The organism is Pseudomonas cerasi (assembly GCF_027983475.1).
GTDB classification, from domain to species: domain Bacteria; phylum Pseudomonadota; class Gammaproteobacteria; order Pseudomonadales; family Pseudomonadaceae; genus Aquipseudomonas; species Aquipseudomonas cerasi.
This window is the reverse complement of record NZ_JAQJVM010000001.1, coordinates 608,675-634,593: the sequence shown is the minus strand read 5'-3', so window position 1 is coordinate 634,593 and position 25,919 is coordinate 608,675. Positions and strand designations below refer to the sequence as shown.

Here is a 25,919-nt window from a genome sequence, read left to right as displayed (position 1 = left end):
TTTTCGCCTCCCTCGCAACACCCCAGCTTCCCAAAATTTAACTTCCGCACCACCCGCGCTATCCTTCGAGTAATTGTGTGCGGCAGTTGATGACCAGCGTTCCAAGACGCGTTCGCTCACCAGCAGTTGAGTTGGTCGTTACTGTAGATAGGATTGGTACTCCTGTCGCGGCGTCAGTCTCCGTCGCAAGCCGCCTTATCATCGGCCAAGAGACTAAAAATTTCCTGAAGTGTTGGCGTTCCTCTCCACACTCTTTGAACAGGCATCTGCCTGTTCTTTTTTGTGCTTCATCCTTAATCTTGCAATACCCAGTCATTCAAATACCTACTCAGAAGGAGGTAATCCCTTGCCTGCGAAACGAACCATCATTAAATACAGACCTTGTGCCGTATGCGGCAAGTCTGTCGCTACACAACGAACAACCTCAACTCCCACATGTGGGTTGAAGTGCTACACAATCCTTTACCGCCAACGCATCAAAAAACTAACGCAACCAGAGGAACAGCAATGAATATCGAGCAACAAATACAAGATATGCTCCAAAAATTGGACATGGTCCGCCCGACAGAATGGGACGGTATTACGCCACAAGTTATCATTCCCGTCGTCGGCAATGCCAAGGATAAAGCTATCGACGAAATACTTCAGCAGCTTTGGTATCACTACCAATCTAACAGCCCAACATCAAACGGAGAAAAAAATGACCGTACTTAAAGAGTTCGACAAGAAAGAGCTAACCGCCCGCCAGAAAGCAGAAGAGCTTTCCTTCAGAACACGTATCAACGGCGTCAGTGCCGCTTCGGCTCAAGAAATCAGTAGGTACAACACTGGGGCACTGGTGGTGAAAGGAGCGATTGAACCCATCCTTTGCAATAGCATCTACGCCGTCTTGCCCACCTTCGTAGAAAAGCAATCTCAAGGATATACACTGCACGAATCGCTTGAAATCGCCGCTGTTGGGCCTCTTGCGTTTGAGTTTTTCATGCTTCGCCCAGAAGCTGAAATTCAGAAAGACCTGATTGAAGTGTTCCGGCAAGTAGAACAAGCATACCGTGTGGAGATTAACAGTTATAACGCTGCCATCATCCAGCGAGAAATCGATTCGCAAGTAGAGCGCGAGATTCGTCTTGAGCAGAAACAACAAGCCGACGCCGAGCAAGCTCGCCGTGATCGTATTACGCAGGAAGTGCGCGATGCGCTGGGGGTCAAATGATCGACGCCCTGACACGTGCATTGCTGCTGAAATATCAGCCCGACAGCCTTCTATTAATCGAGCCAGCACAAGCGCCCCTACAGGCGCCTGTGAGCGTCGAGATAAACAAACAGGCATCTACGCTAACCCTCGCACAGAGAATCGCTGTAATGAAGTCTCAAGGCTATCCACAGATCGTTATAGATATCCTCACTCGACAACTTCAAGTTAACATGGCAAAAGAGACCAAATGACACAAACGGTAATCCCGATTCAATTGGCAACTCGTATTGCCGATGTAACAAGTAAAGAGTTTCAACGTCACGCCATCTTCACCGTATCCGCCGACAATCTAAATCCTCAGCGTATCTTCAGTGCTTTTCGTGCAGACATCAAAAGGATGGGCGATAGAGCTGTTTACAAGCTGGCGTGGTTTCGGTGCGACAACTTTGTCACCGTCCTGGTATCTGGCACACCCGCTGTAACAGCTTACGTGTTTGCGTTCATGGCCAAGGGTAAACAGCGTAAGTTGTTTGAAAGCGGCGAAGTGGTATTCGAGGGCGTCAGTACGCTCAAGTTCAAGATTGAAGCGGAAAAGCTGCTGCAGCAGTATACATCGCCCTTTGTGAAACACTCGTTCGGTGGAACGAATTGATATTCATCGGAAACAGTGCCCACGGCGTGGCATACGATCAAATCGCCCTACAACCTGAACTCGAACAGGCATGTGCCGATTATCTCGCCGCCAGATATGGTGATGATGTCGCACATGCCATCCCAATTGCCCAAAGGGAAATCCATGTCGGCGTCTTGTACGGATACACCGAAGCCCAGACACAGGAAATGATTCTCGGCATGTATGGGTTAGAGCCACTTTAAAGGAAGCTGGCAACACCACTGCTATTATCTTTGATAATGGTGCCATTACGCTGTAACCCTTGCTACATAAGGCTTTCAAACCATTTACGCGTTACAAACGTATGCCCGGCATACAACATCACCTTACTCATACAGGAGATACCACCATGGCTACGCCATACGAATTCACATCACAAGGGGCGGCGATGTCTGCCGCCATGACTCTCATCGGCTCAACACGTAAACGCTTTGTCGTCAAAGAAGTGCTCAGCATTAACGGTCTTCGCCGTTGGGTCGTAGCACACCATGGCGGTAATCCCGCTATTCCCTTCGAGAGGTTCGCAGCATGAAAGTTTGCACATGCAAGAAGTGTGGTCACGTTTACGCCTCAAAGCGTATTCGCCCATTCTGTAGCAATTCATGCCGTCAGGCATTCATGACTATCTACCCCATTCCCGCTATCCTGATTGGAGCAATCAATGAAACAAGCAACACCAGTTACAACCAAGGCTAAGAAGCCAGCCAAGAAGCGCCACAGTCGCAGATGTACCAAATGCTCCAAAGTGTTCACAACGCCTACTGCCACCAAGAAGTATTGTTCTGTGCAATGCTCTCGTAAAACTGCCAACGGCAAACGTCCCAAGGTTGACCGCATCGAAAGGGCTCGCCGCTCAGCACCGTTCTATCGCCTTGTACAGGAGTGTAAACGTGCCAGAACTCTGGAAGTGCTCAAGGGCCACACCGCACAATCACTACTCGATGTGATCCAGCTTCAAGCTATGGCCTCCAAGTGCAACCAATACGGAACGGCTCGCCTGTTCGAGCTTTCTCACATCGCCCCGGTAGAGGGTCAAACCCACATCGGTATGTACTACGCCGATAATCTGGTGCTCAGTCCCCAGAAGCCAAACAAGGCCCATGGCACCAGCTACTACGGCGGCGGACGCCGAATTGCACGTGCAGACTGTCACCCTCGTAATGCCGTGCATGAGAACGAACGCGATAGCGATGTGCTGGAACGCCTGATTGACTACCTTGGCAAGCCCCTGATTGACGAAGTGGTAAAGCTGGGCAAGATCAAGCCTACACGCCGTAACGAGCTTCTACGCTGGCTCCGTGAGTTTCTGAACCAAGCAGACCCAGTGCATGCCCGTCACTTGAAAGACCTAGCAGCGAAGACCACCGTAGCTCTAAGCACGCTGCAATCGGAACTCAAGGGCAAGGAAGCTAAAGGATGGTCACCGAAGACGGTACGGTATTCACGTGTCTCTATTCTGGTGATGGAATTGGAACGCCACGCACAGTACCGTCCAGAACTGTTACAAGCACTCGAAGACATTCGCCACCTTCGCTACAGCGTTGACAAGCCGGAGAGCCAAGCGCTCGAACAAGCGCTATTCGACCTGTTGCACGGTAAAGCGCTGGACGATGTACAACATGTAATCGACGACTATGTACAACGTCACACAACGGTGATCATGTACGAGGGTATCTGCCCAGTCACGGGCGAGCCTTTCGTGCAGCCTGCACCGCCGGAACGCATTCCAGCGTACAAGCCGATTCGGTTCCCTGTGCTACTCGCCAGAATCGAGTCACCTGCGTTCGCAGTTTCGTTTGCTGAAACGCTGGACGGCCAACAAGCCAACATCGTTCCTGTCTTGTTCAACGTGCAACCCGAAGCCAGCTATGACCCTGTTCCATGGTGATGATGATCAAGCCCCTGCCAGCGATGGTGGGGGCTTTTCTTCGTGACGAAGAAGGTAACAAGGCCACTGCTATACTCTTTGAGTAGGGCACCCACCAGTTGCAACCACGCTACAAGCCTTATTCTACGTGGCTTTCCGCCCATGGACGCCCGGTTAAAACGTTACATTCCATAGCGGAGCTATGAGCCTGATTACGCCTTTAGGTGAACGTCCTGATACATCCAGCCATAATCCAGCCAGTGGCGGCTGTCGAATTTTCCTACGACCTTCGTCGGTTGTCGCGGATGAAGGCATAGTGACATGATATTCGGGGTCTGAAGCTGCATCCCGCAGATCAGCACAAAAGGAATTGCCAGATGCTACATGTGATGTTGTCCCTTGATTTTGCAAATGCTGAAGAATCACGCAATGACTTCTACAAGTATCTCGACACCAAGAACTGGAGCAAACGAGATAATGTCGATACTGTTTGGACATTCTATCTCGACAAGCACACTCAGACGGATTCTGACGAGGTAATAAAGTTTATATCGTCCACTCTCCTTGCTGCTGCGAAAGAGTTTAAGCCTGACGGAATTACTTATGTAGCTCAGATCGGTAACGCACAAGCTGTGTCCGGTGGGATAGCCAAGAAATCTGGTGTCTATTCTTCATACACCGAGAGCTGACCGTTACAGCAATTTAGCTGGCTTTGGTAGGTAGGGTTTATAGGGTCAGTTTTTTATATGTCCCAAACGTCGTATAAACTCCTGTAAACCCCCTATTAATACCCATCAGATTTGTAGATTATAAACTCTTAAATGGCTACAGCCCAGTAACGGCTGGGCCTGTGCTGACCGTGGGTCAAGCCGGGCGCTTTCAACGCTATTAATTAGCGAACCAACGATATAAATCGTTCGTGAGCATCCGGTGTGCGTCAGTTCTTGGCCTATGCAGCGCTTATAACACCTAGGCACCCACGTCAAGCTATAACTTTGATTCCTCCCTTGATTTGTGTGACTCTAGTGAAAACCTAGTGATGAGGACCACAAGATGCAAATGATGAAGACAGAGGCAAAGCTGTTAATGGCGATCCGTGACGGTGCTTCGACTATTACAGGTGAAGATGTCCATACTCTTAGAGCGCTGATCAGAAGCGGACTTGCGACGGGAGCGGACGCTTCAGATGATGGTGGGTTAGAGTTTATCGAGGTGTCCTTGACGCCAGCGGGAAGGGAGGTTGCTACCGATTTGCTGATCGACGAATAGGCCCATCCTTGCAGCCGGGTACTGATCGCCAAGGCTGCCATCCCATCCCGCTGCATCCCAGAATCACTATCGTTTAGGTCTACTCGTATGGTAGTACGATAACCGTCCGTCGGGCGCTATCATAAAGGGTTAGGTGATACCTATATGATCGCATTATCATTGACCTATCGAAACAGATGCCAAAGGATAGTCGCCATGAACGCCCATCTCTACCTCCGAGCCAGCACCAAAGACCAAGATGCGAACCGTGCCAAGGTGGCGCTGGAAGCATTTGCGGTCGAGAAAGGCTTGGGTGTGGTTGGCGTGTATGCCGAGAACATCAGCGGCACCAAGCTTCAGCGTCCCGAGTTGATGCGTCTGCTGGATACCGCCAAGTCAGGCGAAATCCTTCTGTGCGAAAGCGTGGACCGGTTATCACGTCTGTCACAGGACGATTGGGAAGTGCTGAAGACTACGATCAAGGCGAAGGGCTTGCGTCTGATTATCGCTGACCTGCCCACCAGCCATATGCTGGTGCAAGACAAAGGCATCACCGGGCAGATTATGAAAGTGATCAACAACATGCTGTTGGACCTGATGGCCACCATGGCACGACTGGACCAAGAAAAACGTGTTGAGCGGATCAAGCAAGGCATCGAGAACAAGAAGGCTGCCGATCCCGAGTGGAAGCCGACAGGTAAGGCGAAGAACATTGACCTGTGGAAGAAGGTGTATTCGCTTGTGGCTAAGCACCCGGACATGAGCGCTGACGACGTGGCCAAGCTCGCTGAATGCGGCGTTGCTACGGTGTACAGGATCAAACGTGAAGCCAAGACCGCTCAGGATCAAGCCTAAGCATCACTGCAACAGACGAAACCCAAGGAGGTGAAACGTATGAACGCTTACCACGTGGCACTACAGGGCCTTCTGGCGGCATCGCTCTTTAACAACTGAGAAGCTTATTTGTGGTTCCCTTTGGAGCATTGCCATGGGGCCGGGTCGGCTCGTGTTTGATAGCTTTGCGGATGTCTCCAAGGGCGCCACATTATTTTTTCTGGCTGCACGCTCAATCTCCTTTAACATCCGACCTGCGCGCGGCGGGGGATTTGGTATTCCCAGAAAACTGTTACTGATGCTTTCGCGCTTCGATTTCCATGTGAATGGTTTGGAAGATCAGGAGGCCGTACTCCATCAGATTTCTGAAGAACCCAAGCATCGGATCATGAAATGTGCCCTGTGGCTTCTTTTCCTCTGGGTCGGCTGGATATTCGAGCAAGTCAACTATCTTGCCATGGCCGTGGGGTATGAAGAACGAGTTCACGAACCCCATTACGCTTTTCATGTCCATATCCGGCAACTCTTGATGCACTCTGCCTGCTAGGGTTCCAGCATCGTCGTAGTATCCGCCATTGTGGACAATGTAGTGCCTTAGCTTTTCGACCAGAACGAGTATCACCCTGTAATTTGTCCCCGTTGGGTTCTCGGATTCGAAATGCTCGAAATGCTTTGACGCTCTTCGAAACTCTCTAAGCTGTGCGTACGGCTTCCGGTCCTTCCTTGTCGGGAGTTGATGGTAGCGCTGGATGTCGTTCGAACCCTCGTGGTTCCAGTCAACTGGAAGCTTCCATATGCCGATCCCAGCAAGGCCGCAAGACGCGTAGGCTCTTTCGACGAAGTCTTCAAAGGCTTCGTACGCCTCTACCAAAAGCCACTGATACGTCTTCAGTTTCTGAAGCAGATTCAGTTCTATGCGATCCTCCAGCGATAACGCTGGAGCGTTGTGCATGAGGTCTTCGCCAGTTGATGGGCACCTGAAATGGAATGGATGCTCCATGCCGTACTGAAGCTCAAGCGCCCACTCTGGTAGCTGGTCGTGGAATTCCTGAATTGCTTTGTGGTGCTCTGCGTATATGTTGTTCGCTTGTGACTTGCGCTGATTAAGTTGCGATAACTTAGACGCAAGTCTATCAAGCTCTTCCCTTATATAGTTTATGGCCATCTCGTCATATCCGTCCTTACTCAGGGAGGAGGTTACCACTGCGCGGTCCGAGTCAGCTGCGAAATATGTGTATTATCAAAGCCCTTCATTCTCAGCCATTATCGTTGCGTCGTCTGCTAGCAGATGGTCAAAGTGATAGTTCATTGAATTACTTATCTTCTTGTCAGGCCTTACATTCTGCCAGTCAAATCTAGCGATCTGATCAATTAGCGGTGGAGCCTCAAAGGACTCATCGAATAACAATGACTCCGTAATTACCGTGCTCACTAGGCCAAAAGGATACAAAAAATCACTGATGGTGGCGGTGCCCACGAGGTCACCGTTCATCTCCGTCATCTCTGGTATGCCGTTAGCCCTATGGTTTGTCACCTGATACTTCTTAGCCAATCGGTCGATTTTGACGTTGAGTATATGGAGATGAGTGGCACGGTTTTCATATTTCTCCGCACGGAATACATCAGTCGCTGCAATCACCTTCTCCATATCTGAGCAAAGCACTTTGATAAAGTCTTCATCCACCTTTAAGACTCCACGCTTAGCGGCGGGGAAAATCATCTTATGCAGTTTTCTTGGGTATGCTACTCGAGCTTTATTCCCATCTATGAATTCAAGTTTGTTTACGTGGGTTTCAAGGTACTTCTGAAACTCATCCACATGCTTGTAATAATTCGTTAAGTGGTTATTAGATTGGGTTAATTCTATCTGAATGTTACTAAGCTTTATTTGAGACTGGGTCAGCTCCATCTGAGCCTTAGACTGAACTGAGCGATGATTGGCAGCGAATAGCGCGATCAGGGGGATGGATACTGCCAGAAGCCCTAAAGGAAATTTAAATATTTCAATTGCATTATTCCAACCTTCGCTTGAAGGGTTGAATTTCAAGTTCGGAGTGAACACCAAGATGGTAAGTGCAATTAATGATGCGGCGACAAGTATCATTATAATAACGTACGCCACAGATTTTAACTTCAAAAAAGTAACGTGAGGATCAAAATCTAGCCATTTCACTTGTACACCTCCTTACATTTCGTCATCATTCTACATAGTCTCAAATGCACGGCACGCTAGCGAATCATCTTAGATCATCACTATCTGAAAACTTGCCGGATATCGTGGTCTAACTTAGACACCATAGCCTCAGACATACTCCACTTGAGAAACCCTGATTCTCGTTCGTGGAAGCCGACAGTCAATTTCCGGTAGTTAACCTGATTACTTTGTCTTTCCCAAATGCGACCGAGTTATGCGATTTTGGATCGTAAAACCAGAGCAAATCTGACGTTCGTCCGATTGCACAAAGCCCGGCTGATGCACCACCCTCATACTTAACTGTCGTGGACGTGCATTCCTTCTTCAGATGGATCGCAAACTCAGCACCTAGAGTTCGCCCTTTTGCAAAGGCACTTACCGACACATCGTAAATCACCCATAGAAACAGGGCATAAAAAAAAATAGATAGACATCGAACAATTATAATACCGTGGGTAGTCAGCCACTCCCTTACACGTCGTATGCGAAGCACTATCAAACATAAAGCCGCTACCCCCGCGAAGTACGGGATCAGCTTCCAAAAGTCCCGAGACAACTCAGCAAAAATCAGCAAGCCACCATCATAAAGCGCCTTCTGTACTTCTATTGACACCAATTCAGGCTCGACCCCTAGCTCTCTGAAAAGCTCTTTACTCTGTACAACTCCAGCGGCATATGCTGCAGCCGTGAGCATGAAGGTTGCACTTACCGTCTCAAGAAATTTGGCAAACATACTACCGGTCCTCAAAGACTTTGATCGCAGGTATGCCGAATTCAAAATTTTCTAAAGATCGGGTATCGACGGTAGGCAGATTTAATGCCAGCGAACCTTTGATTTTCTTAGAGTGGCGTTTTTTACTAGCCTCATCTAACTCATCAGAATTTTGCTCAACGGATCGCACCGCCTTTTGCTGCTTGTTAACTTTCTTCTTTGGCGACCGAAAAATATCCCGGACCATCTCATCTGGACTTACTGCATCAGCCTGCAAAACGGGAGTAGATGAATCAGCGACAAATTCGTCCGCGTTTGCATATCCGGCCATTATAAGAGTCAGCGCCACACACAAAATCGCGCCTTGAGCTTTGTCCCCGAACCCTTCAAGCGGAATTCGGTTCCACAAGTCTCCCGGGGACATGAATTCCGCTTTGGTAGTGGCAGAAAGCTCACCGAGCCCCAGCTCGAAATTCAGAAGCCGAGCAATAGAATCAAGATCAATTGTACCTGTATCTTCTATTTCCTGTGCGAAGAGTTGCATAAGAGAAACATTCTGAAGCAAGCCGCCAATAGCAAGATTATTGACTGCACCTGAACCAGTAATCTTGTTGGAAATATAAAGATAGTTTTCATCGACGAAGAATGGATAAATCAAATGGTAGAACTTATCCCAGTGCCTCTGAAGATCAATGATTGTTTGCTGACCCTGCAAGGTTTTTTTGATTGCACTAGGCAAGTTATGACGTGCTATCCGGGGACCCCATATAACCTCACGCCGAAGCCGGTGATACATTTTAGGCGGTCTGAATCCTGGATCAGCATTGTCGGGTACTTCAATGCTGACTGACTCTGAGCCAAAGAACGCTGGACCATTGCATATACCGACAACCAAAGCATCGCCATCGGTCGACACTATGATATCGCCTTTTTTAATTCGCTCGTTAAAGCTAGCAATCTGTCTAAGTTTCTTGGTCCCCTTTCCATTTAACTTTTTCGCTGATCTTTTAGTTCCCTCCACCACCGTTGTATATTCCGACTTACGAAGCAGCATCGACTGAATATCGTCAAATCTCGGAATATTGCTGTCAACGGCGTCCCGGTGATCATAAATATCGTCGAGATGCCCTATCGCAACTACACCGTTCTGTCTGAAGTGTTCTAGAAACTTCCCACCCGTAGCTCGAACTAGCCAAATATTAGTAGTGCTATTCCGATATGCAAGCTTTAATCGATCCAAGTCCATCTGCTTCCCTCCCTTCGATTTATGGACGATAGCTCAGGCGGCTGTACAATGGCAATGAGCCTTTACGTTCAAATATCAGCACTCACTAGATCGTTAGACTCACAAGCCAAGTGGTCGTCTGGCAGCGGTTAGGGTGCCACGGCAGGGTGATGGCGTTCCAAATAATAGAGTGGGCAAAGACAGTGGGCAAAGCGAAAAGCCAGCGCACACAAAAAAGCCCCGTTAATCAGTGACTTACGGGGCTTTTCAAATAATGGCGGAGAGATAGGGATTCGAACCCTAGGTACCGGTGAAGGTACAACGGATTTCGAATCCGTCCCATTCGGCCACTCTGGCATCTCTCCAACGGCGCGCATCATAACAGCATCAACGCAGAAGGCGAAGCCCTTCTGCTGTTTTTTTTCGTGCTATCAAGCGCTTGCGTGCTTTTTCCGCTTACAGCGGCACGCCCAGACGGTTTGCGACTTCTTCATAAGCTTCGATAACGTCGCCCAGACCCTGACGGAAGCGGTCCTTGTCCATTTTCTTGCGGGTGTCCTTGTCCCAGAGACGGCAGCCGTCAGGGCTGAATTCGTCGCCAAGGACGATTTCACCGTGGAATACGCCGAACTCGAGTTTGAAGTCGACCAGCAGCAGGCCAGCGTCGTCAAACAGCTTGGTCAACACGTCGTTGACCTTGATCGACAGCTCTTTCATGCGAACCAGTTGCTCGGCGGTACCCCAGCCGAACGCCACAACGTGGGATTCGTTGATGAACGGGTCGCCCTTGGCGTCGTCCTTGAGGAACAGTTCGAAGGTGTACGGATTGAGCCTGGTGCCCTCTTCGATGCCCAGGCGCTTGACCAGGCTGCCAGCGGCGTAGTTACGCACGACGCATTCGACCGGGATCATGTCGAGCTTCTTGACCAGGCACTCGTTATCGCCCAGCAGCTTGTCGAATTGGGTGGGGATACCCGCCTCTTCAAGCTTCTGCATGATGAAGGCGTTGAACTTGTTGTTCACCATGCCTTTACGGTCCAGCTGTTCGATGCGCTTGCCGTCGAACGCCGAGGTGTCGTTGCGGAACAGCAGGATCAAGCGGTCAGCGTCGTCGGTCTTGTAAACCGATTTGGCTTTGCCGCGGTAGAGTTCTTCACGTTTTTCCATGATGGGCTCCGCTTGCTAAGTAGTTGGGCTAGGCGATATGTCGCCAGTCGAGCCCTGAATCTTGATCGGCCAGTTGCAGCCAGTCCGGGTCGCACCCGAGGGTGTCGACGAAACATTGCCGGGCCAGATGCGGCAGGTTGTTCTTGCTGCTGAGATGCGCCAGCACCAGGTGCTGAAGGTCCTGCCATCCCAGCTCGCTCACCAGGCTGGCGGCCTGATGGTTGTTCAAATGACCTGTTTCACAGCCCACGCGCTGCTTGAGAAAGACCGGATACTGGCCTCGGGCAAGCATGTCGCGACAGTGATTGGCCTCGATCATCAAGGCATCCAGGCCTTGATAACGCTGTAATACGTTGGAGCAGTAAGACCCAAGGTCGGTCAGTAGGCCGAAGCGGCGCTTGCCGTCACTGAAGACGAACTGCGTCGGCTCGAGCGCATCGTGAGCGACCGACACCACGTCGATGTCCAGTGCGCCGATCCGCAAACTCTCCCCGCCTGCCAAGAGGCCGGCAATTTCCACCGGCTTGCGCATTCCGCGCAAGGTCCCGTTGCTGAGGTAGACCGGCACATTGTAGCGCCGCGACAGCAAACCCACGCCATGCACGTGATCGGCATGTTCGTGGGTTACCAGAATAGCGCTCAGCTGGCTTGCCGAGACGCCCAGACGAGCCAGGCGCCGCTCGGTTTCCCGCAAGGAGAAACCGCAATCGACCAGTACGTACGTATCGTTGCTTGCGACCAGCGTGCCGTTGCCACGACTACCGCTGCCGAGAACCGCGAAACGCACTTAACCCAGGTTGTCTTGAATAACGCTCAACACCCGGCGCGCGATATCCGCTGGCGCAACGGTGTTGATGTTCTTCTCGACGGTCACTTGAACGTTGTCACCGACCTTGCTCAGGCGGACCTGATAGCGCTCGGCACGGGCATCGATCTCTTCCTTGGTCGACTTGCTGCCAAACATCCTGCCGAAGAAACCAGGCTCGTTTTCAGGCGTTTTGGCCTTTTCAGCCAGGTTGATGTAGTACAGACCCAGGCTGCGGTTGATGTCCTCGACACGCCAGTCGCCCTGATCCAGGGCGCGGCCAACACTCGACCATGCGCGGTCCAGGTCGGCACCGAGGTTCAATACCGGGTTGCCGCTGCCGTCTTCGCTCAAGGCAACACGGCTCGGGGTGTCGTAGTCACGTGCCGCCAACAGGGAAATAGAGCCGCCCTTCTCGGCGTTGCGGCCCATGCTGGCCAGCAGATCGTCGGTCAGTGCGGCATCGAGGCCCAGGTTGGTGGTGCGCGTCGGGAAGGCCACGTCGGCAGTGCTGCCGGCAGGACGCTCGACGCTGACCACGTAGACTTCACTGGTATTGCGCTGCACGCCCGGCTCGATACGCACCCGCACGCGGGTTTCTGCATCGGCGGCGACGCCAGCGGCGCTCAGACGCTTGGCCACCGAAGCGGACAACTCATCGAGGCGCTGCCACGAGGAGCTGAACTCGCCTGTCTGCGGACGCTCTTCGGCGATACGGAAACCGTTGTCTTCGAAATACTGATGAGCCACCGGCCAGACTTCGGCAGGCTGGCGCTGAGCCAGGATCCAGCGCGCATCGCCACTCTTCTGCAGGCTGAAGTCGCTCGACTCGGAAGTCGTGCCCAGCGGCTGAGGACGCGGCACGATGTACTCGCCGTCTTTCTGGGTGCTGTCAGCCACGTTACGCGGGATCGGCAGCAAAGGATCCAGGCGTTTGACGCCGCTAACATCGGCGGGCAACTGCATGGGCGGGGTCTGGGTCGCCTGGAGGTAATCGCTGCCGCGATCACGGAAGTAACCATCTTCGCCCCAGAGCCAACCGCAACCGCTGGTGCTGGAGATAATAAGAGCAAGTGCGGAAAGTCCGGCCAATCGCTTCATTGCGTGATACTTCCTCAATTAAACCAGGACGCCGGACTGGCGCATGGCCTGACGCAGCGGTTCATGACAGGCTTCGCTGAGCCAGGTAAGCGGCAGACGGATACCGTCTGGCATCAAACCCATTTCATGCAAGGCCCACTTCACGGGGATAGGGTTGGATTCGATGAACAGGGTGTTGTTGAGCGGCATGAGCTTTTCGTGAATCGCCCGGGCCGTTTGCGCATCGCCACGCATGGCCGCTGCGCACAGATCGCTCATGGCGCGCGGTGCAACGTTGGCGGTGACGGAAATATTGCCCTTGCCACCCAGCAGCATCAACTCGACTGCTGTAGCGTCGTCGCCGGAGTACACCAGAAAATCGCTGCTGACGCTGGCCAGGATGTCCTTGGCGCGTTGCAGGTTGCCGGTGGCTTCCTTGATGCCGACGATGTTTTTTACCGTCGACAGACGCGCAACGGTCTCTGGCAGCATGTCGCAGGCCGTACGGCCCGGCACGTTGTAGAGGATCTGCGGGATGTCGACGGCATTGGCGATGTGGCTGAAATGCTGGAACAGGCCTTCCTGAGTCGGCTTGTTGTAGTAAGGCGTCACCAGCAGGCACGCGTCGGCACCCGCATTTTTGGCGTTGGTGGTCAGTTCGACGGCTTCACGCGTCGAATTGGCGCCTGTACCGGCGATGACCGGAATGCGACCTGCAACCTGAGTGACCACCCGGCGGATGACTTCGATGTGTTCGTTCACATCCAGCGTCGCCGATTCACCGGTGGTGCCTACGGCAACAATGGCGTTGGTGCCCTCTTGCAAGTGGAAGTCAACCAGTTTGCTCAGGCTGTCCCAGTCCAGACGACCTTGTGCATCCATTGGTGTGACCAGTGCCACCATACTGCCCGCAATCATGCAACCGCTCCTGCCGGAAAAAGAGAGCCGTAATGGTACTGGCGCTATCAGCCTTGTACAAGCGAAGTACCGCGCTCTGAGCATTCCCCTGAGCGATGGTTTTCGCTACCCTTCGTCCTTTGATCGGTACTGGTCACCTGCGCACCTCGCTCAATCGGTCGAATTTGTCGCCAGAAGCCCTGCCCCAGCGCACTCCAGCCCAGTCATGGTATATCCATGCAGGCCGGGCGCCGAGGGACCCGGCAAGTTATCTTGCGCCATCGATTGTCGAAACAGCCCCGCAAGTCCGAAAAAGTACCGACCGCTCATCGTCTAGGAATGCTGCATGTCGTCCACCCCCACAGTTCGCGAACAATTCCTTGTCATCAGTGCCCTTGGCGCAAACCCCATGGAGCTGACCAACGTCCTGTGCCGCGCCAGCCATGAAAACCGCTGCTCGGTCGTCACCTCGCGCCTCACCCGCCACGGCGAGTGCAGTGCGCTGATTCTTCAGGTGTCGGGCAGCTGGGACGCTCTGGCGCGCCTTGAAACCGGCCTGGCGAGTCTCTCCAAGAAGCATGCGTTCACGACCAGCGTCGTGCGCAGCGCCACGCTGGAGAACCGTCCGGAAGCCCTGCCCTACGTGGCCTACGTCAGCTCGGCGTACCGCCCGGACATCATCAATGAGCTGTGCCAGTTCTTTATTGACCACAACGTCGAGCTGGAGAACCTGATCTGCGACACCTATCAGGCTCCGCAGACCGGCGGCACCATGCTCAACGCCACGTTCACGGTGACACTGCCTGCCGGGACGCAGATCAGCTGGCTGCGCGATCAATTCCTCGATTTCGCCGACGCGTTGAATCTGGACGCACTGATCGAACCCTGGCGCCCACAAGCCCCAATGTAAGGAGTCCTCATGACTGTCACAGTAGATCATCCGGTTCCCGATTTTCAGGCACCCGCTACCAGCGGACAGACTGTCGAGCTGTCTGCGCTCAAGGGTCAGCAGGTCGTGATTTATTTTTACCCGAAAGACAACACGCCCGGCTGCACCACGCAGGGCCAGGACTTTCGTGACCATATCGCGCAGTTTCAGGCAGCCAACACGGTTGTGCTCGGTGTTTCCCGGGACAGCCTGAAGACCCACGAAAACTTCAAGGCCAAGCAGTCTTTCCCGTTCGAGCTGATTTCGGACAAGGACGAAGCCGTCTGCCAACTGTTCGACGTCATCAAGCTCAAGAAGCTCTACGGCAAGGAATACCTGGGCGTCGACCGCAGCACATTCCTGATCGACAAGGAAGGCGTACTGCGTCAGGAATGGCGCGGTGTGAAAGTGCCGGGCCATGTGGCTGAAGTATTGGCGCAGGCAGAAGCCCTGAACAAAGGCTGATCAGCATGCCCCGCTGCGGCGCGCAAGGTGCCGCAGCGATTCAGTCCTTCTGTCGCAATGATCGCGTCAAAGCAACGGGGCTACCGTCGGCTCATTGCGTGGCCAGGCGTCGAGCACGGCCTTGAACAGCGTGGCCAGCGGAATCGCAAAGAAGATCCCCCAGAACCCCCACAGCCCACCGAACAACAGCACGGCGCATATGATTGCGACCGGGTGCAGATTGACGGCCTCGGAAAACAACAGAGGCACCAGCACGTTGCCATCCAGCGCCTGAATGATCCCGTGAGCGATCATCAGGTAGATGAACTGATCACCCCAACCCCACTGAAACAGACCGATCAACGCCACCGGCACGGTGACCACCACTGCGCCGACATAAGGCACGACCACCGATATGCCGACCAGCATTGCCAGCAGCGCCGCGTAATTGAGCCCGAGCGCGGCGAAAGCGATGTAGGTCACGCCACCACAGATGAAAATCTCGATGACCTTGCCGCGAATGTAATTGGCAATCTGGCGCTTCATCTCATCCGCCACCCGGTTGATCAAGGCACGCTCACGGGGCAGATAACCACGCGCCCAGCGGCCGATCATGTGCCGATCCTTGAGGAAGAAGAACACCAGAATCGGTACCAGCACCAGATAGATCATCAGGTTGACCAGCAGAGGCAGACTGGAGATCGAGAACGTCAGCGCCAACTGACCGATCTTGCCCACTTCACCACGGGCGACTTCAATGGCCAGCAGCACTTGCTCGTCGGACACCAGATGCGGATAACGCTCGGGCAGCAACAGCAGTACCGACTGCCACTTGGCAAGCATGCCCGGTGCTTCGTTGAACAAGGTGATCAACTGATGCCAGAGCAGAGGCACCAACACCAGCAGGAACACCAGCAATACGCCGATGAACAGGGTGAATACCAGACCGACGGCGGCCATTTCAGGCATGCGCAGGCGTTCCAGAGCGCTGACCAGACCATGCATCAGAAACGCCAGCACCAGACCGGCGAGAACCGGCGCCAGCATGCCGCCCAGCGTCAGGACAAGGGTGAACGCCAGAAACAGCAAAACTGCCAGGACCACCGCTTCCTCGTCAGAGAAATAGCGTTGCACCCAATTGCGAAGCACATTGAACATCAAACATCCTTTTCGAAAAAAACCGCAGCAATGGATCAGGCCTTGCGCAGCCAGTAACGATAAATGCCAGCATCGACCTCTTCATACAGCAACTCATGCCCGGCAAGCCTGGCAAAGGTTCGAAAATCGCGCTGCGAACCGGCATCGGTGGCAATGACTTTAAGCACCGCACCGCTGGCCAGGCGGTTGAGCTCCATCTTGGCTTTCAGCAGGGGCAGCGGACAGTTGAGACCACTGGCATCCAGTTCGGCATCACAGGCCTCGGGGCGCACTACAGCGTCAGACATCGTTTCTCTCCAGGCGGACACATCGAATTACAAAGCGGGGCCGAAAAGGCAGCACGAACAAGGCGGCAAGAATACCTCACTCTGGTCAGCACGCCATTGAGCCAGCTACAGTACAGGTTCTTCTGACCAGAGCTTCATGCATGAATTTTTTGCGTCCTACACTGCTCACTCTCGCCTGCCTGTTCGCTACACACGGCATGGCGGATGACCTCCCCTCACTGGGTGACGCCAGCTCCTCGATTGTCTCTCCCGAACAGGAGCACCGTCTGGGCCGTGCGTGGCTGGGGTTGCTGCGCGGCCAGGTGGCGCAGCTGTCGGACCCGCAACTCAAGGACTACGTCGAAACCTCGGTCTACAGCCTTGCCGAGACCAGTCAGGTTCAGGACCGGCGGCTTGAATTCATCCTGATCAACAGCCCGCAACTCAACGCCTTTGCCGCACCCGGCGGGATCATCGGCGTCAACGGCGGTCTGTTTCTCAATGCTCAGACCGAGGGCGAGTACGCTTCGGTATTGGCTCACGAGCTGGCTCACTTGTCGCAGCGCCACTTCGCCAGAGGCATAGAAGCCCAGCAACGCATGCAGGTGCCAGTCATGGCCGCGATGCTGGCAGGTATCGTCATGGCAGCCGCAGGCGCCGGTGATGCGGGTATCGCCACCATCGCCGGCTCACAGGCCGCCGCGATCCAGGAGCAACGGCGCTTTTCACGCCAGAACGAGCAGGAGGCCGACCGCATCGGCATTCTCAACCTGGAGAAGGCCGGTTATGACCCGCGTAACATGCCGACCATGTTCGAGCGCCTCATGCGCCAATATCGATTCGACGCCAGACCTCCGGAGTTTCTGCTGACTCACCCGGTCAGCGAATCGCGGATCGCCGACACACGCAACCGTGCCGAACAGGCCAAACCGGGCGGTAAGGAAGACAGCGTGCTGTATCAACTGATGCGCGCCCGCGTGGCACTGATCTATGAAGAAACGCCTGGCATCGCCGCCAAGCGCTTCCGTGCGCAACTGGTTGAAAACCCGAAATCCGATCCGGCGCGCTATGGCCTGGCCATCGCACAGATCAAGGGCGGACAGTTGAACGAGGCCAGGGAAACCCTCAAGCCATTGCTCGAAAAAGCGCCGAACGACATTACCTACAACCTGACGCAGATCGACCTGGACATCACCAATAACCGGCTGGCCGATGCGCAGCAGCGTGTCGATCGCATGCTGACGCTGTACCCCGGCAATTATCCGCTCAACGACGTGCGTATCGACGTGCTGCTCAAGCAGAACCGGACGGCCGAAGCCGAGAAAAGCCTTGAAGCCCTGCTCAAGACCCGCCCGGACGATCCGGACATCTGGTACGTCGTGGCGGAAACCCGTGGCCTGAATGGCAACACCATCGGACTGCATCAGGCGCGCGCCGAGTACTTTGCGCTGGTCGGTGATTTCCGTCAGGCGATCCAGCAGCTGGACTTCGCCAAACGCCGTGCGGCCAATAATTTTCAGCTGGCATCACGGATCGATGCGCGGCAAAAGGATCTGATCGAGCAGGAGCGGATGGTCAAGGACATGATGAACTGATCGTCCGGCGCAAGGCGCCCGATACGACCACAAATGAAAAGCCCGACGCTTCAGTCGGGCTTTTTCATCACAGCGGTCAGGCGTTGCCTGCCTGTCGCAAGCGCGCTGCCTGAGTGAAGTCCAGCATGCGTTGCAATGGGCGCACGGCATTGGGGATCAGCGCCGGGTCGACAAATATCTCGTTGCTGCCCTCACGAAGGCACTGCAAGGTGCGCTCAAGCGTATTCATCGCCATCCACGGGCAATGTGCGCAACTCCGGCACGCCGCGCCGTTACCGGCCGTAGGCGCCTCGATAAAGATCTTGTCCGGACACAGCTGCTGCATCTTGTAGAAGATGCCGCGGTCAGTGGCGACGATGAACGTCTTGTTGGGCAAGCGTTGCGCTGCAGCAATCATCTGGCTGGTGGAGCCGACCACGTCAGCCAGCTCGATGACCGCTTCCGGCGACTCCGGGTGAACCAGAATCGCAGCCTCGGGGTACAAGGCTTTCATGTCTTCGAGCTGCTTGGATTTGAACTCTTCGTGGACGATGCAGGCACCGTCCCACAACAGCATGTCGGCACCGGTTTCACGCTGAATGTAGCGGCCCAGGTGCTTGTCTGGCGCCCAGATGATTTTCTCACCGTTGTCCATCAGACTCTCGACGATCTCCAGCGCACAGCCTGAGGTCACTACCCAGTCCGCACGGGCTTTGACCGCTGCCGAGGTGTTGGCATACACCACCACCGTACGCTCCGGATGCTGGTCGCAAAAAGCGGAAAACTCGTCGACCGGGCACCCCACATCGAGCGAGCAGGTGGCCTCGAGCGTCGGCATGAACACGCGTTTTTCCGGGTTGAGGATCTTCGCGGTTTCGCCCATGAAACGTACACCCGCCACCAGCACAGTACTGGCCGCGTGGTTATTGCTGAAGCGCGCCATTTCCAGAGAGTCGGCCACGCAGCCACCGGTTTCCTCGGCCAGCGCCTGGATAACCGGATCACAGTAATAGTGAGCGACCAGCACGGCGTCCTGCTTCTTGAGTTCCTCAGCAATGTCGGCACGGTAACGCGCCTGCTCTGCCGGGCTCAACGTCCTGGGCTGTTTGGCATCAAGATGCGCCTGCACCAGGAAACGTTCGGAGATCTGTGTCATGTTCACGGGACCTGAAAGCGCCAGTGCGCGAAAGGCAAGTTTACACCCGAAATACAGGCAATAAAAAAAGCCTGACAGAGGCTGCGCCATCTGTACAAAGGCTTATGGCTGATACCCGGTGGATATCGGCCAGACTTCTCTTGAGGCGCGCCGATTCTAGCGCCAAAAAACTGATTTAACAGCTGTTTCTGGCTCATCAGGCAGCGATGAGAAGCGTTCCTGAAGACCCGCTTGCCTAGGCGTGATTCCGACCGGCGACTCAATGAAACGACGCACGTTATGCCCTGTCACAGCCATTAGCCCCCTTGTGACGGAGAAAATGACATGGCAAGCGAATCGACCAATACCCCGGTGTGGTTCATCACCGGCTGTTCCACCGGCTTCGGCCGCGAACTGGCCAAACTTGTCATCGCTCGCGGCTGGCGCCTCGTGGCAACGGCCAGGGACAAGTCGCGAGTCGCAGACTTGGCCGAGGGCGCGGAAGGCCAGGTACTGGTGGTCGACCTCGACGTCGGCAAGGCAGACCAGATAGAAGCCGCAGTGGCTGCCGCAAAGGAGCAGTTCGGCAGAATCGACGTACTGGTCAACAATGCGGGTTACGGTTATCAGAGCTCGATCGAAGAAGGCGAGGATGCTGAAATCCGTGCCCAGTTCGATGCCAACGTGTTTGGTCTGTTCGCCGTCACCCGCGCCGTGCTGCCGATCATGCGCGAACAACGCAGCGGCCACATCATCAATATCACTTCGGTTGCCGGCCTTATCGGCTTTCCGGGATCGGGCTACTACGCAGCCTCCAAGCACGCCGTCGAAGGTTTTTCCGACGCGCTGCTCGCGGAGGTCAAGCCATTGGGGATTTCCGTCACGTGCGTAGAGCCGGGGCCGTTTCGCACCGACTGGGCAGGACGCTCATTGCGCCAGACGCCATCGCGCATCGACGACTACAAGGACACTGCCACCAAGCGTCTGGAGTCGACCAGACAATCGAGTGGCAATCAGGCCGGGGACCCGGTACGCGCCGCAGAGGCGATGGTCGCCCTGACCCAAAAAGCCGATGCGCCGCGTCATCTTGTATTGGGCAGCTGGGGATATGACGCCGTGGTGGCTGATCGTCAGGCACGCTTGAAGCAGATCGAGCAGGTTCACGACATCAGCATCGGCGCGGACTTTCCGAAAGAGTGAGGTGCTGAGCACTGCACAGCTGCCAGGCAGGGACGATGAATGCTGTCAGGCACGCATCGCCCACCCATTCTCAAACGTTGGTCCAGTCACTTAAATCGCCAGCCCGCAGTCGAGAATTGATCTCCTGCAACTGATGCAAAGGGAGCGCTCCCAGAGGCTTCCCCTTTGCCTGCTCGGCCACTTGAGCTGCCAGGTTTTGCCGAAATGCCTGTATTTGTTGCGCGTCCAGATACTGAGCTTTTTGGCTTTTTTGGCCTTTAACACGCACGACTATGTCGGTAGGCAATTCAAAGCCCTTGACCGCGCACCCCAGGCACAATGTGGCGAAATCACCCAGGCTACGCACCTCCACTTCTTTCAGCTTCCCACCATTCTCCGGACTTCCGGCAAGTGGGTGCTCGGTATCCTGATAGGAGTGCTGTGTGGTTTTCGAGCGTAATTTGATTTCATGCGTAGACAGGTTGTTGATTTTCTCGAAACCGAACACCAGTGGAACAATGGCTCCCTTGTTCAACAAACCCAGGTAAGGGGCCTTGCCATTTTCCAGAGAACGCTGCAGTTCACTCGCCGCCTGATGATAAAAGCGATTCAGCTCTTCACCCTGTAACTTCTTTACCTGCCCATCGACTCTCAACTCAATCGAGCCAGGTAACCTCAGTGAGTCCAGATGCTCGCCCAGTGGGGCATTGATGAATGGGAGCCCGCCTAATTTATTGATGTACCCGCCATGCAGTAAACGTTGCAGCCACGCAGCACCTTCGATATGCAGCGTCTCTGGGCTGCTCACTTCGATCGATGGCGCGAGTTCATTGGTGGAGAGCGATCTGCCGTTGTCCAGCGCATGCAGGATCACTTGCGCCATTCGGTGTTGCTGAGCGCGCGAGTAAGCATTGCTGGGATGCATCCCCTCACCTCTCGCATAGACTCTGGGCTTGCTGCGCAAGTCTGCACGAGTGGTTTCAGCGCTCGCACTCTCCCGCGTTCGATCAGAGAAAAACACCTTGCCTTCAAGAGACTGGGTTCCACCCTTTGCATCATTGACACCGCCCCTGAGCGCTCCCGACTGCAGGATTTCCAGGCCCCAGGGCGTTCCGTGCAGAGCCTCGGGCTTGGTATAGCCCAGTTGCGCAGTCGGATTGAGTGACTGCAGTAATGCCATGCGCAGACTGGAACGGCTGCGCTCGTCGATATCACGCATAGTGTCGAGGACGTCCAGAGGCGAGTGCCCTTGTGCATCCAGTTTATTGGCGCGCGCGCCCTCATTGCGCAGCTGCGCTACGGCCTTGCTGTCGCGACTGACCACTGCAGCATGCAGCGCAGTGCCAGGCGATGGCGCTTGAGTTGCCGGCGAATGAGCGGGCGGGATGAAAGACGGAGAATTACGAATGGGGTTCATGGCGGGTCTCATGGCCTAAAACCCCTTGGTGGACCCGACGCAGACAGCGGTTCCAATACAGACAGGTCTCTGTCCGTCACTGAAGGGCGTCTTGCCGTTACGCCGACTCCACCGCCACCTCAATCATGCGTTGTCTTGGATCGGCGACGCATATACCGCACCAACGCCGCGAGAGTCACCAGTGCTACCACCGAAAGGAAGATTGGCAGGCGATACGGCTTCAGGTCACCAAGTAAATGCTGTAACGCCTCTCCGGCCCAATAGCCGGCGCAGACGAACAGGGTTGCCCAGACTGCCGCACTCAGCACATTGATAAGCGCGAAACGCCAAGGCGACAGGCCACTTGCACCTATTACCATGGGCCCTACCAGGCGCATGCCGTAGAGAAAGCGAACAGCGAATACCGAGGTCGTGGGGTAGCGCTGGATGAGCCCCTCGACCCGCCTAATGGCAGACTGGTGACGCTTGAGTCTGGGCAGCAGGCGCTCCCCGGAATAACGTCCGGTCCAGAATAACAACTGATCGCCGAGCATACCGCCCAACGTGGCCAAGCCGATTACTTGCAGCAATTGCAAAGTGCCCTGATGCGCAGCGATACCGCCAAGGATCAACACTGTTTCACCTTCCAACAGGCAGCCCAGGAAGATGACCCAATAGCCGTAGGCGGCGATCAGCGCGTTGAGGTCGAGATGTTCGAACATGGTCTTTCCTGTACGTCTGACATCACTTGAATCCAGGCTGAAAGGCCAGCGTCGTCACTTTCTTCCCACGAGGTACCGTACGCCATGCTCACCAAACACTTCCGAATGGGGCTCGTTACATTCCAGGTGAAAAATATCTCCTGAGTTGTAGGTGAAATCACCATCAGATTTATGGATGACGAGGCTACCGTGCAGAACCAGCGCCATCGCCTCAAAGTTGTGGGCATGCGAGTTCAGCGTTCCAAACGCTTCGCGCTCAACTTCAACAACGGTTCCAAACCCTTCGGCAGCCAGCAGTTGCAAAAAAGCCTCTTTTTCCATTTTTCACTTTTCCTGAATCTTTTGGATGGAGTAGCGAACCTGATCGACGGCTGGAATGGCGGCGCCGGGACAATTAATCACAGCGTTATAGATCACCTTGAGGGAGCAACATTCAATAAGTTTGCCAGCGCTTCCGGCCCTGCCTGCCGAGCACATTGGAGACCATCGCCTGGTGGCAGGGAGTTCCCGAAAAGCGCACACGCAAGCCCCGACTTCCGCTGGTGAAAGGCCGGTGGTCTGACAATCAAGGGGGCATGTGACCGCTTACCGACTCAGTTGCCTAGGCTCGCTTCGTATCCGGCTCGTTGAGGCACTGACTAATGACATCTCTTACGACGATGAATCTGAGGTCGAGGATCGGCTACCCGATGCCTTCGGCCAGGATGTGTTCGTACTGCGCAGATCAAATGCGCAGGTGCGTCAGTTCGACCAGTTGGGATTTCCGGAAGACACCTGCAGCACGCCAACTGCCGTAAAGCGCGCTTTCTCCAAGCTGATCGCGCTTTTGAGGATCCATACTGGCTGCGCATCCTGTCAGCGACAACATAATCAGAAAGGATGAGCTGAAAGAAAATCGAGATCTCATAAATGGGATCCGTGATTTTGGTGAATGCGAATATCGAATCCTCGTGCTGAGCAACCCTTGGATCGACATCAGGCCGTGGCGGGCATTAGAACGACTTTTATGAGTTCGTGAAGTGGCTGTTGTCCAGAATAGCGTCGTCCTGGATAACGGCAGCCAGCAAGCCCAAAGGCGCGCCAGCCACCCTCACCACTGCTCAGAACCCCATCAATGTTCTGCCCAGCTACACCATATCTGGTGATTGGGTGAACGCGCTAGCCACACCCACCAGCGACACCTGCGCGGTTGGCGCAAAGATCATATCGTTGTTGCCCAGATCCTGGGTCCAGTCGTCGGTGAGGGCAATCTCAAACCGATGGCCCTGAGCGTCAGGTTCCACATCCTTGAGGTAGGTGCGGTCCAGATCCGCATTATAGGCCATCTTCAGTGTAGTGCCGGTACCGTCACCGAACCCTGTGTAACCCAGCGCCGACACATCTATCTTGTCGTTGTTGTTTGCGAACCGGACAATCAGGTCCACGAAACTCTGGCTGTCCGTGCGGTAGCTGTCAGTGGCTGCCGTGTAGCGGAATACGTCAGCGTCATTGATGCCATTACGGCCAGAGACCGAAAGGTTCGGGTCGTCGCCGCCGATCAGCAAGTCGGCGCCCGCGCCTCCGATGATCACATCCGAGCCTCTGCCGCCGTCGATACGGTCGTTGCCGGCCAGGCCATAGATGACTTCCGACATTGCGCTTCCCGTGATTACGTCCTTGCCAGCCGTTCCTTCGACGGTGGGGGCCGTGAACACCAGGTTGGTGCTGTTAAACTGCCCCGTCAGGTTGCCTTCGAACGCCAGTTCGAAGCGCTGTCCGTTGGCGTCGGCATCGAAGCTTTTCAGGTATGTGCGCGTGCCCTCAGCGTTGGCCTGGATGGCCAGCGTGCCGTTATGGCCATCGCCAATGCCGGTAAAGCCCAACGAAATCAGATCGACACGGTCCTGAGAGGCGTCGAAGTCCAGAATCCGGTCGCTGCCTGTTTCGGTAGCGGTACGGTAGCTGTCGCTGATCTGGGTGAAGCGGAAAATATCTGAGCCCGTCCCGCCTGCCAGCACGTCACGGCCACCCGCGCCTTGCAGCACATCGTCTCCGCCCAGGCCACGGATAATCTCGGCTGTGTCGTTGCCAATCAGGTGGTTGGCCTGGCTGGATCCGTCCACGTGGTATTGGCCGTCCTGGCTGCCGAAGGTGGTGTCCAAGCTGCCATCGGCGTTCAGTCGGGTGATCACGTCGCCGGCGATAAGGATTTTGCCATCCGGCTGAACGATTGCCGAGTGGGCATAGTTCTTCGCGCCTTGGGGCACCTGGATCGTCAGCTTGCCATCGTCACTAAAGGAGGTGTCGAACGAGCCATCCGCATTCAGCCGCAGTACGTTGAAGGCGTTATTGTCGTTACTCTCGCCGGCCACGATGATCTTGCCATCGGCTTGCACGGTTATCGCAGCCCGGTAGTCCAGCCCCAGCGCAGTATCAAAATACACCACACCGTCCACACCGAACGCGGTATCCAGGTTGCCGTCGGTTGCAAGTCGCTGAACGGCATAAACCGGACCGCCCGGGTCGTGGGGGCCGTCGGCGCCCACATACAGCCAACTGCCGAGCAATAAGCTGCCGTCGGTCTGCACAACGGTGGCGATATTACCGGTGCCGTAATGCCCCGTCGGGTTGAGGAGAAGTGCGCCGTTGGCACCGAAATCCTCGACCGGCGCCCCGGTGCTGTCCAGCTTGAACACGATCGCTTGGGACGTGCCGCGAAGGCTGACGTACACCGAGCCATCTGCTGTGGCGTAAATAGCCATTCCATCAGCGCCGATCGGTACATCAAGGCCAGCCGCGCCGCCTTTGCCGAAAGTGGTGTCCAGAGTGCCATCTACGTTGAAGCGTTCTACCTTCAAACCGCCAAGCCCTGGCTGTGCTGATAGCACTTTACCGTCGGCCTGCACCGACATTACGTAGTAAGCATAATCTTCCGGGTCCAGGTTGCCGGGCACGAGGGCAATTCCCTCTTGGCCGAAGCTGTTGTCCAGGCTGCCGTCAGCGTTGAGGCGCACCGCCGTGTAGCTGCCGCGCGTACCATAGCTTTCATCGCCCGGCGAGCCAGGATAGCCAATGGCAGTCTGGAAGCTTTCGCCACCGACAAGGATTTTGCCGTCAGGCTGAAGGATGATGCTCCAGTTTGAATCGCCACCCGAGGATGGGTCGACCTGCACTGTTCCCGGGCCTGTTCGCACGGTGTAGTTGATGGTGGCCTTGCTATCGATTGACGCCATGACATTGT

28 protein-coding genes, 1 tRNA gene and 1 pseudogene are annotated in these 25,919 nt (G+C 54.9%); 14 read left to right on the top strand and 16 right to left on the bottom strand.

Annotated features, from left to right (window positions below):
- Nucleotides 1-507 precede the first annotated feature (507 nt).
- The 9 genes from PI739_RS02935 to PI739_RS02895 all read left to right on the top strand — a co-directional run bounded on the left by PI739_RS02935 (nucleotide 508) and on the right by PI739_RS02895 (nucleotide 5,838).
- Complete coding sequence (locus PI739_RS02935) at nucleotides 508-714, top strand: hypothetical protein (protein WP_271351473.1); 207 nt, start codon at nucleotides 508-510, stop codon at nucleotides 712-714.
- Entirely contained in the window at nucleotides 701-1,213 is a 513-nt protein-coding gene (locus tag PI739_RS02930; protein WP_271351472.1) for a hypothetical protein, read from the top strand. The genes PI739_RS02935 and PI739_RS02930 overlap by 14 nt, the downstream gene beginning before the upstream one ends.
- Nucleotides 1,210-1,446 carry a hypothetical protein gene (locus PI739_RS02925; RefSeq protein ID WP_271351471.1) on the top strand — a complete coding sequence of 79 codons (237 nt, stop codon included), beginning with the start codon at nucleotides 1,210-1,212 and terminating at the stop codon, nucleotides 1,444-1,446. The genes PI739_RS02930 and PI739_RS02925 overlap by 4 nt, the downstream gene beginning before the upstream one ends.
- Entirely contained in the window at nucleotides 1,443-1,847 is a 405-nt protein-coding gene (locus tag PI739_RS02920) for a hypothetical protein (RefSeq protein ID WP_271351470.1), read from the top strand. Before PI739_RS02925 ends, PI739_RS02920 begins: the two co-directional genes overlap by 4 nt.
- A 370-nt stretch (nucleotides 1,848-2,217) precedes the next feature.
- Nucleotides 2,218-2,400, top strand: a complete 183-nt coding sequence (locus PI739_RS02915; RefSeq protein WP_271351469.1) for a hypothetical protein — start codon at nucleotides 2,218-2,220, stop codon at nucleotides 2,398-2,400.
- A 129-nt stretch (nucleotides 2,401-2,529) separates the two neighbouring features.
- Nucleotides 2,530-3,756: a hypothetical protein gene (locus PI739_RS02910; protein ID WP_271351468.1), complete on the top strand. Its 1,227-nt coding sequence runs from the start codon at nucleotides 2,530-2,532 to the stop codon at nucleotides 3,754-3,756.
- Between the two features lie 356 nt (nucleotides 3,757-4,112).
- Nucleotides 4,113-4,424 (top strand): hypothetical protein, encoded by a 312-nt coding sequence (locus tag PI739_RS02905; RefSeq protein WP_271351467.1) that lies wholly within the window; start codon nucleotides 4,113-4,115, stop codon nucleotides 4,422-4,424.
- A 364-nt stretch (nucleotides 4,425-4,788) separates the two neighbouring features.
- Nucleotides 4,789-5,004 carry a hypothetical protein gene (locus PI739_RS02900; RefSeq protein ID WP_271351466.1) on the top strand — a complete coding sequence of 72 codons (216 nt, stop codon included), beginning with the start codon at nucleotides 4,789-4,791 and terminating at the stop codon, nucleotides 5,002-5,004.
- A 195-nt stretch (nucleotides 5,005-5,199) separates the two neighbouring features.
- Nucleotides 5,200-5,838 (top strand): recombinase family protein, encoded by a 639-nt coding sequence (locus PI739_RS02895; RefSeq protein ID WP_271351465.1) that lies wholly within the window; start codon nucleotides 5,200-5,202, stop codon nucleotides 5,836-5,838.
- A 271-nt stretch (nucleotides 5,839-6,109) separates the two neighbouring features.
- On the opposite strand, the gene PI739_RS02890 is transcribed toward PI739_RS02895, so the two are convergent.
- The 9 genes from PI739_RS02890 to dapA all read right to left on the bottom strand — a co-directional run bounded on the left by PI739_RS02890 (nucleotide 6,110) and on the right by dapA (nucleotide 13,918).
- Nucleotides 6,110-7,021, bottom strand: a complete 912-nt coding sequence (locus PI739_RS02890) for a hypothetical protein (RefSeq protein WP_271351464.1) — start codon at nucleotides 7,019-7,021, stop codon at nucleotides 6,110-6,112.
- A 36-nt stretch (nucleotides 7,022-7,057) separates the two neighbouring features.
- On the bottom strand, nucleotides 7,058-7,990 hold the full coding sequence (locus PI739_RS02885; protein ID WP_271351463.1) for a hypothetical protein: 933 nt from the start codon (nucleotides 7,988-7,990) through the stop codon (nucleotides 7,058-7,060).
- Between the two features lie 181 nt (nucleotides 7,991-8,171).
- On the bottom strand, nucleotides 8,172-8,744 hold the full coding sequence (locus PI739_RS02880; RefSeq protein WP_271351462.1) for a hypothetical protein: 573 nt from the start codon (nucleotides 8,742-8,744) through the stop codon (nucleotides 8,172-8,174).
- 1 nt (nucleotide 8,745) lies between these two features.
- Nucleotides 8,746-9,969 (bottom strand): hypothetical protein, encoded by a 1,224-nt coding sequence (locus PI739_RS02875; protein ID WP_271351461.1) that lies wholly within the window; start codon nucleotides 9,967-9,969, stop codon nucleotides 8,746-8,748.
- Nucleotides 9,970-10,223: 254 nt separating this feature from the next.
- Nucleotides 10,224-10,313 (bottom strand) — tRNA-Ser (locus PI739_RS02870).
- A 91-nt stretch (nucleotides 10,314-10,404) separates the two neighbouring features.
- Nucleotides 10,405-11,115 carry a phosphoribosylaminoimidazolesuccinocarboxamide synthase gene (purC, locus tag PI739_RS02865; protein WP_003430849.1) on the bottom strand — a complete coding sequence of 237 codons (711 nt, stop codon included), beginning with the start codon at nucleotides 11,113-11,115 and terminating at the stop codon, nucleotides 10,405-10,407.
- A 28-nt stretch (nucleotides 11,116-11,143) separates the two neighbouring features.
- Entirely contained in the window at nucleotides 11,144-11,902 is a 759-nt protein-coding gene (locus tag PI739_RS02860) for an MBL fold metallo-hydrolase (protein WP_003430848.1), read from the bottom strand.
- Complete coding sequence (bamC, locus tag PI739_RS02855; protein ID WP_003368268.1) at nucleotides 11,903-13,021, bottom strand: NlpB/DapX family lipoprotein; 1,119 nt, start codon at nucleotides 13,019-13,021, stop codon at nucleotides 11,903-11,905.
- Between the two features lie 18 nt (nucleotides 13,022-13,039).
- Nucleotides 13,040-13,918 carry a 4-hydroxy-tetrahydrodipicolinate synthase gene (gene dapA, locus PI739_RS02850; RefSeq protein ID WP_003368265.1) on the bottom strand — a complete coding sequence of 293 codons (879 nt, stop codon included), beginning with the start codon at nucleotides 13,916-13,918 and terminating at the stop codon, nucleotides 13,040-13,042.
- A 325-nt stretch (nucleotides 13,919-14,243) separates the two neighbouring features.
- On the opposite strand from dapA, the gene PI739_RS02845 reads away from it, so the two are divergent.
- A complete protein-coding gene (locus tag PI739_RS02845; RefSeq protein ID WP_003368263.1) occupies nucleotides 14,244-14,807 on the top strand; it encodes a glycine cleavage system transcriptional repressor in 564 nt (187 codons plus the stop codon).
- Between the two features lie 9 nt (nucleotides 14,808-14,816).
- On the top strand, nucleotides 14,817-15,290 hold the full coding sequence (locus PI739_RS02840) for a peroxiredoxin (protein WP_003317382.1): 474 nt from the start codon (nucleotides 14,817-14,819) through the stop codon (nucleotides 15,288-15,290).
- A gap of 66 nt (nucleotides 15,291-15,356) precedes the next feature.
- On the opposite strand, the gene PI739_RS02835 is transcribed toward PI739_RS02840, so the two are convergent.
- Nucleotides 15,357-16,427, bottom strand: a complete 1,071-nt coding sequence (locus tag PI739_RS02835) for an AI-2E family transporter (RefSeq protein ID WP_011267087.1) — start codon at nucleotides 16,425-16,427, stop codon at nucleotides 15,357-15,359.
- 35 nt (nucleotides 16,428-16,462) lie between these two features.
- Nucleotides 16,463-16,714 (bottom strand): sulfurtransferase TusA family protein, encoded by a 252-nt coding sequence (locus PI739_RS02830; RefSeq protein ID WP_003368260.1) that lies wholly within the window; start codon nucleotides 16,712-16,714, stop codon nucleotides 16,463-16,465.
- 140 nt (nucleotides 16,715-16,854) lie between these two features.
- On the opposite strand from PI739_RS02830, the gene PI739_RS02825 reads away from it, so the two are divergent.
- Nucleotides 16,855-18,288, top strand: a complete 1,434-nt coding sequence (locus tag PI739_RS02825) for a M48 family metalloprotease (RefSeq protein ID WP_003368258.1) — start codon at nucleotides 16,855-16,857, stop codon at nucleotides 18,286-18,288.
- 76 nt (nucleotides 18,289-18,364) lie between these two features.
- On the opposite strand, the gene nadA is transcribed toward PI739_RS02825, so the two are convergent.
- Nucleotides 18,365-19,423 (bottom strand): quinolinate synthase NadA, encoded by a 1,059-nt coding sequence (gene nadA, locus PI739_RS02820; protein ID WP_024639930.1) that lies wholly within the window; start codon nucleotides 19,421-19,423, stop codon nucleotides 18,365-18,367.
- A gap of 324 nt (nucleotides 19,424-19,747) precedes the next feature.
- On the opposite strand from nadA, the gene PI739_RS02815 reads away from it, so the two are divergent.
- Entirely contained in the window at nucleotides 19,748-20,602 is an 855-nt protein-coding gene (locus tag PI739_RS02815) for an oxidoreductase (RefSeq protein ID WP_054080771.1), read from the top strand.
- A gap of 70 nt (nucleotides 20,603-20,672) precedes the next feature.
- Here PI739_RS02815 and PI739_RS02810 read toward each other — a convergent pair whose 3' ends face one another.
- The 3 genes from PI739_RS02810 to PI739_RS02800 all read right to left on the bottom strand — a co-directional run bounded on the left by PI739_RS02810 (nucleotide 20,673) and on the right by PI739_RS02800 (nucleotide 23,020).
- Entirely contained in the window at nucleotides 20,673-21,998 is a 1,326-nt protein-coding gene (locus tag PI739_RS02810) for a hypothetical protein (protein WP_054080770.1), read from the bottom strand.
- A gap of 119 nt (nucleotides 21,999-22,117) precedes the next feature.
- Nucleotides 22,118-22,699 carry a DedA family protein gene (locus tag PI739_RS02805; protein WP_054080769.1) on the bottom strand — a complete coding sequence of 194 codons (582 nt, stop codon included), beginning with the start codon at nucleotides 22,697-22,699 and terminating at the stop codon, nucleotides 22,118-22,120.
- Nucleotides 22,700-22,753: 54 nt separating this feature from the next.
- Nucleotides 22,754-23,020, bottom strand: coding sequence for a cupin domain-containing protein (locus PI739_RS02800; protein ID WP_003351897.1), 267 nt, complete (start codon nucleotides 23,018-23,020; stop codon nucleotides 22,754-22,756).
- A gap of 358 nt (nucleotides 23,021-23,378) precedes the next feature.
- Between PI739_RS02800 and PI739_RS02795 the strand changes: the two are divergent.
- A pseudogene (locus tag PI739_RS02795) lies at nucleotides 23,379-23,471 on the top strand (ATPase, T2SS/T4P/T4SS family); the annotation flags it as partial.
- Between the two features lie 355 nt (nucleotides 23,472-23,826).
- Here the strand turns inward: PI739_RS02795 and PI739_RS02790 are convergent.
- The gene (locus tag PI739_RS02790; protein WP_054080768.1) at nucleotides 23,827-25,911 is read right to left on the bottom strand and encodes a calcium-binding protein; all 2,085 of its coding nucleotides are present in this window, start codon (nucleotides 25,909-25,911) and stop codon (nucleotides 23,827-23,829) included.
- Nucleotides 25,912-25,919 lie beyond the last annotated feature (8 nt).